Origin of the sequence: Acinetobacter rudis (assembly GCF_000829675.1) — a bacterium.
GTDB lineage: Bacteria > Pseudomonadota > Gammaproteobacteria > Pseudomonadales > Moraxellaceae > Acinetobacter > Acinetobacter rudis.
Genome location: NZ_BBRX01000117.1, coordinates 1 through 5386 on the forward strand (window position 1 = coordinate 1; position 5386 = coordinate 5386).

Below are 5386 nucleotides of genomic sequence, written 5' to 3' on the forward strand. Positions count from 1 at the left end.
TACATATCACCATTATCGAACTCAACGCCCTGCATACGAAAAGACAGAATCTCTTCCAAGAGCTTGATGCGGTTATCCATCTGCTTATGGAAGCCAAGCATTGGGGATTGAGAAAGAGTAGAAATGCCACAAGCCTCAATAGCAGGTTTAAGAGCCTCGATACGCTCAAAGTCAAAATAATCAGCGTGACATTCAGAAGGGTAATAAGAACGAACCATAAAAAAGCCTCCAAGATTTGGAGGCATGAAAACATACAATTGGGAGGGTGTCAATCCTGACGGTTATTTCCTAGACAAATTAGAGCCAATACCATCAGCTTTACCGTCTTTCCAGAAATTGTTCCAAGTATCGGCAACAGCTTTATCAATACCATGAAAAATATCAACCACACCAGAAGCAGCATCAGTGACGACATTAGAAATATCCTTTGCAGTAGCGCCAATATGAGAAGAGCCATACCGCTGATTCTGCGTTTGCTGATGAACTAAGTCAACCTCAGCACTAACCTTGCGAGTCATTTCTTTGATTTGGTCATTGGTAAAATACTGACCAGCCGTTTGAGCTTGAGTAAGCATTTGGCGCATAATCTCGGAAACCTGCTGTTGCTTGGAAAGATTGGTGTTTTCCATAATAGACGCAACGCGAGCAGTAGACTCCTTCTGTTGATAAGCAAGCATCTCATTTTGTGCATATACCTGGTCTTTCGTATTCTGGCGTGAAGTCGCCGACTGAATGCCAGCAATCTCTTTTTGAGTCTCATTTTGCATCTCGGCAATCTCTTTCTGATTGTCCAGTTGCATTTTAGTAAGCTCTTTTTGATTCTCAAATCCGGCGTCAACCATACCAGCAGAGGAAGCATCAGCACCAGCACGCTCCCAAGCATTAAGCTCAGGAAATGCAGCAGCAAGATAATCACGAGTATCCTTTCCTTTATCAGCGGCAGACTTGCCACCAAGTCCAACCAAATCAAGCAACTTATCAGAAACGGCAGAAGTGCCAGCCTGCAACGTACCTTCAAGAAGTCCTTTACCAGCTTTAGCCATAGCACCAGAAACAAAACTAGGGACGGCCTCATCAGGGTTAGGAACATTAGAGCCTTGAATGGCAGATTTAATACCAGCATCACCCATGCCTACAGTATTGTTATCGGTAGCAAGCACATCACCTTGAATGCCACCGGAGGCGGCTTTTTGACCGCCTCCAAACAATTTAGACATGGCGCCACCAGCAAGAGCAGAAGCAATACCGCCAGCAATAGCACCAAACATAAATCACCTCACTTAAGTGGCTGGAGACAAATAATCTCTTTAATAACCTGATTCAGCGAAACCAATCCGCGGCATTTAGTAGCGGTAAAGTTAGACCAAACCATGAAACCAACATAAACATTATTGCCCGGCGTACGGGGAAGGACGTCAATAGTCACACAGTCCTTGACGGTATAATAACCACCATCATGGCGACCATCCAAAGGATAAACATCATAGGCAGTCGGGAGGGTAGTCGGAACCGAAGAAGACTCAAAGCGAACCAAACAGGCAAAAAATTTAGGGTCGGCATCAAAAGCAATATCAGCACCAACAGAAACAACCTGATTAGCGGCGTTGACAGATGTATCCATCTGAATGCAATGAAGAAAACCACCATTACCAGCATTAACCGTCAAACTATCAAAATATAACGTTGACGATGTAGCTTTAGGTGTCTGTAAAACAGGTGCCGAAGAAGCTGGAGTAACAGAAGTGAGAACCAGCTTATCAGAAAAAAAGTTTGAATTATGGCGAGAAATAAAAGTCTGAAACATGATTAAACTCCTAAGCAGAAAACCTACCGCGCTTCGCTTGGTCAACCCCTCAGCGGCAAAAATTAAAATTTTTACCGCTTCGGCGTTATAACCTCACACTCAATCTTTTATCACGAAGTCATGATTGAATCGCGAGTGGTCGGCAGATTGCGATAAACGGTCACATTAAATTTAACCTGACTATTCCACTGCAACAACTGAACGGACTGGAAACACTGGTCATAATCATGGTGGCGAATAAGTACGCGTTCTTGCAAATCACCAGAAGGCGGTTCCTGAATGAATGGGAAGCCTTCAAGAAGGTGATAAGCAGGAGAAACATACGAAGGCGCATAACGATACCACTGACCCTCAGCAATCTTAAACTTCTTAGACGAATCACCAGAACGGAAAACATCCTTCATAGAAATTTCACGCGGCGGCAAGTTGCCATACAAAACAGGGTCGCCAGCAATATCGGTATAAGTCAAAGCACCTTTAGCGTTAAGGTACTGAATCTCTTTAGTCGCAGTAGGCGGAAAACGAACAAGCGCAAGAGTAAACATAGTGCCATGCTCAGGAACAAAGAAACGCGGCACAGAATGTTTATAGGTCTGTTGAACACGACCAGAAAACTGGCCTAACGACGTTTGGTCAGTTCCATCAACATCATAGCCAGATGCCCAGAGATTAGAGCGCATGACAAGTAAAGGACGGTTGTCAGCGTCATAAGAGGTTTTACCTCCAAATGAAGAAATAACATCATGGTAACGCTGCATGAAGTAATCACGTTCTTGGTCAGTATGCAAATTAGCATAAGCAGCTTGCAGACCCATAATGTCAATAGATGTGGTAGAAGTCGTCATTTGGCGAGAAAGCTCAGTCTCAGGAGGAAGCGGAGCAGTCCAAATGTTTTTGAGATGGCAGCAACGGAAACCATAACGAGCATCATCTTGATTAAGCTCATTAGGGTTAGCCTCGGTACGGTCAGGCATCCACGGCGCTTTAAAATAGTTGTTATAGATATTCAAATAACCCTGAAACAAATGCTTAGGGATTTTATTGGTATCAGGGTTAATCGTGCCAAGAAAAGCGGCATGGTCAATATAACCAGTAGTGTTAACAGTCGGGAGAGGAGTGGCATTAACACCATCCTTCATGAACTTAATCCACTGTTCACCATAAACGTGACGATGAGGGACATAAAAAGTAAAAATGTCTACAGTAGAGTCAATAGCAAGGCCACGACGCAATGGAGAAAGACGGAGAGCGCCAACGGCGTCCATCTCGAAGGAGTCGCCAGCGATAACCGGAGTAGTTGAAATGGTAATAAGACGACCAATCTGACCAGCAAGGAAGCCAAGATGGGAAAGGTCATGCGGCATACGCTCGGCGCCAGTTTGAATATTAGACATAATTTATCCTCAAGTAAGGGGCCGAAGCCCCTGCAATTAAAATTGTTGACCACCTACATACCAAAGACGAGCGCCTTTACGCTTGCCTTTAGTACCTCGCAACGGCTGCGGACGACCAGGGCGAGCGCCAGAACGTTTTTTACCTTTAGACATTACATCACTCCTTCTGCACGTAATTTTTGACGCACGTTTTCTTCTGCGTCAGTAAGAACGTCAGTGTTTCCTGCGCGTACACGCAAGGTAAACGCGAACAATTCAGCGGCTTTAACCGGACGCTCGACGCCATTAATAATGTTTTCCGTAAATTCAGCGCCTTCCATGATGAGACAGGCCGTTTGAATGTTGACGGGATGAACATAATAAGCAATGACGGCAGCAATAAACTCAACAGGAGCAGGAAAGCGAGGGTATCCTACAAAGTCCAGCGTACCATAAACGCAAGCCTCAACGCAGCGACGAGCACGAGAGCGGTCAGTAGCAATCCAAACTTTGTTACTCGTCAGAAAATCGAAATCATCTTCGGTTAAATCCAAAACGGCAGAAGCCTGAATGAGCTTAATAGAGGCCAAAGCGGTCTGGAAACGTACGGATTGTTCAGTAACTTGACTCATGATTTCTTACCTATTAGTGGTTGAACAGCATCGGACTCAGATAGTAATCCACGCTCTTTTAAAATGTCAACAAGAGAATCTCTACCATGAACAAAATGTGACTCATATCTAAACCAGTCCTTGACGAACGTGCCAAGCATATTAAGCCACTTCTCCTCATCCAACGCGTCAGTTTTTGACAGAATCGTTAGTTGATGGCGAAAGGTCGCAAAGTAAGAGCTTCTCGAGCTGCGCAAGGATAGGTCGAATTTTCTCATTTTCCGCCAGCAGTCCACTTCGATTTAATTCGTAAACAAGCAGTAGTAATTCCTGCTTTATCAAGATAATTTTTCGACTCATCAGAAATATCCGAAAGTGTTAACTTCTGCGTCATGGAAGCGATAAAACTCTGCAGGTTGGATACGCCAATCATTTTTATCGAAGCGCGCATAAATTTGAGCAGATTTGTCGTCACAGGTTGCGCCGCCAAAACGTCGGCTACAGTAACTTTTCCCAGCCTCAATCTCATCTCTCTTTTTGCGTTCTGCTTCAATATCTGGTTGAACGGCGTCGCGTCGTAACCCAGCTTGGTAAGTTGGATTAAGCACTCCGTGGACAGATTTGTCATTGTGAGCATTTTCATCCCGAAGTTGCGGCTCATTCTGATTCTGAACAGCTTCTTGGGAAGTAGCGACAGCTTGGTTTTTAGTGAGTTGTTCCATTCTTTAGCTCCTAGACCTTTAGCAGCAAGGTCCATATCTGACTTTTTGTTAACGTATTTAGCCACATAGAAACCAACAGCCATATAACTGGTAGCTTTAAGCGGCTCACCTTTAGCATCAACAGGCCACAACCAACCAGAACGTGAAAAAGCGTCCTGCGTGTAGCGAACTGCGATGGGCATACTGTAACCATAAGGCCACGTATTTTGCAAGCTATTTAACTGGCGGCGATTGCGTACCCGACGACCAAAATTAGGGTCAACGCTACCTGTAGGAAGTGTCCGCATAAAGTGCACCGCATGGAAATGAAGACGGCCATTAGCTGTACCATACTCAGGCACACAAAAATACTGATAGCAGTCGGCGTGTGAATCATTAGCCTTGCGACCCTCGGCAGCAAGAACCATACGACCAATATCACGAAAATAGTCACGCAAAGCATTGGGATTATCATAAAACGCCTCTAATCGGTCGTCAGCCAACGTGAGAGTGTCAAAAACGATAAACCAACCATCAGCATGAGCCTGTCGCATTGCATTCATCAAACGCTGAATAGCAAAGCCTCTACGCGATTTCATAGTGGAGGCCTCCAGCAATCTTGAACACTCATCCTTAATACCTTTCTTTTTGGGGTAATTATACTCATCGCGAATATCCTTAAGAGGGCGTTCAGCAGCCAGCTTGCGGCAAAACTGCGTAACCGTCTTCTCGTTCTCTAAAAACCATTTTTCGTCCCCTTCGGGGCGGTGGTCTATAGTGTTATTAATATCAAGTTGGGGGAGCACATTGTAGCATTGTGCCAATTCATCCATTAACTTCTCAGTAACAGATACAAACTCATCACGAACGTCAGAAGCAGCCTTATGGCCGTCAACA

At 44.7% G+C, this 5386-nt stretch carries 9 protein-coding genes; all 9 read right to left on the minus strand.

All coding sequences use genetic code 11. From position 1 onward, the window contains the following. On the minus strand, positions 1-218 hold a 218-nt coding region (locus Aru01_RS18970), incomplete at its 3' end, for a hypothetical protein (protein WP_042111729.1). Between the two features lie 63 nt (positions 219-281). After that, on the minus strand, positions 282-1268 hold the full coding sequence (locus Aru01_RS18975) for a Minor spike protein (RefSeq protein WP_000466547.1): 987 nt from the start codon (positions 1266-1268) through the stop codon (positions 282-284). Between the two features lie 8 nt (positions 1269-1276). After that, a complete protein-coding gene (locus Aru01_RS18980) occupies positions 1277-1804 on the minus strand; it encodes a hypothetical protein (protein WP_000487867.1) in 528 nt (175 codons plus the stop codon). 110 nt (positions 1805-1914) lie between these two features. Next, positions 1915-3198 (minus strand): major capsid protein, encoded by a 1284-nt coding sequence (locus tag Aru01_RS18985; RefSeq protein ID WP_000065572.1) that lies wholly within the window; start codon positions 3196-3198, stop codon positions 1915-1917. A 36-nt stretch (positions 3199-3234) separates the two neighbouring features. Next, entirely contained in the window at positions 3235-3351 is a 117-nt protein-coding gene (locus Aru01_RS18990; RefSeq protein ID WP_000033471.1) for a phage DNA packaging protein J, read from the minus strand. Continuing rightward, positions 3351-3809 carry a scaffolding protein D gene (locus Aru01_RS18995; RefSeq protein ID WP_000084700.1) on the minus strand — a complete coding sequence of 153 codons (459 nt, stop codon included), beginning with the start codon at positions 3807-3809 and terminating at the stop codon, positions 3351-3353. Before Aru01_RS18995 ends, Aru01_RS18990 begins: the two co-directional genes overlap by 1 nt. Continuing rightward, positions 3806-4045 carry a phage DNA packaging protein C gene (locus Aru01_RS19000; RefSeq protein WP_016670801.1) on the minus strand — a complete coding sequence of 80 codons (240 nt, stop codon included), beginning with the start codon at positions 4043-4045 and terminating at the stop codon, positions 3806-3808. Before Aru01_RS19000 ends, Aru01_RS18995 begins: the two co-directional genes overlap by 4 nt. Beyond that, positions 3978-4130 carry a hypothetical protein gene (locus tag Aru01_RS19005; protein WP_435988044.1) on the minus strand — a complete coding sequence of 51 codons (153 nt, stop codon included), beginning with the start codon at positions 4128-4130 and terminating at the stop codon, positions 3978-3980. Before Aru01_RS19005 ends, Aru01_RS19000 begins: the two co-directional genes overlap by 68 nt. Next, on the minus strand, positions 4063-5386 hold a 1324-nt coding region (locus Aru01_RS19010; protein ID WP_042111730.1), incomplete at its 5' end, for a replication endonuclease. The genes Aru01_RS19005 and Aru01_RS19010, both read right to left, overlap by 68 nt.

Excerpts from the sequence above, each read along its gene's own strand:
- Aru01_RS18985 (WP_000065572.1), bottom strand. The coding sequence starts at position 3,198 with ATGTCTAATATTCAAACTGGCGCCGAGCGTATGCCGCATGACCTTTCC.
- Aru01_RS18990 (WP_000033471.1), bottom strand. The coding sequence starts at position 3,351 with ATGTCTAAAGGTAAAAAACGTTCTGGCGCTCGCCCTGGTCGTCCGCAG.
- Aru01_RS18980 (WP_000487867.1), bottom strand. The coding sequence starts at position 1,804 with ATGTTTCAGACTTTTATTTCTCGCCATAATTCAAACTTTTTTTCTGAT.
- Aru01_RS18975 (WP_000466547.1), bottom strand. The coding sequence starts at position 1,268 with ATGTTTGGTGCTATTGCTGGCGGTATTGCTTCTGCTCTTGCTGGTGGC.
- Aru01_RS18995 (WP_000084700.1), bottom strand. The coding sequence starts at position 3,809 with ATGAGTCAAGTTACTGAACAATCCGTACGTTTCCAGACCGCTTTGGCC.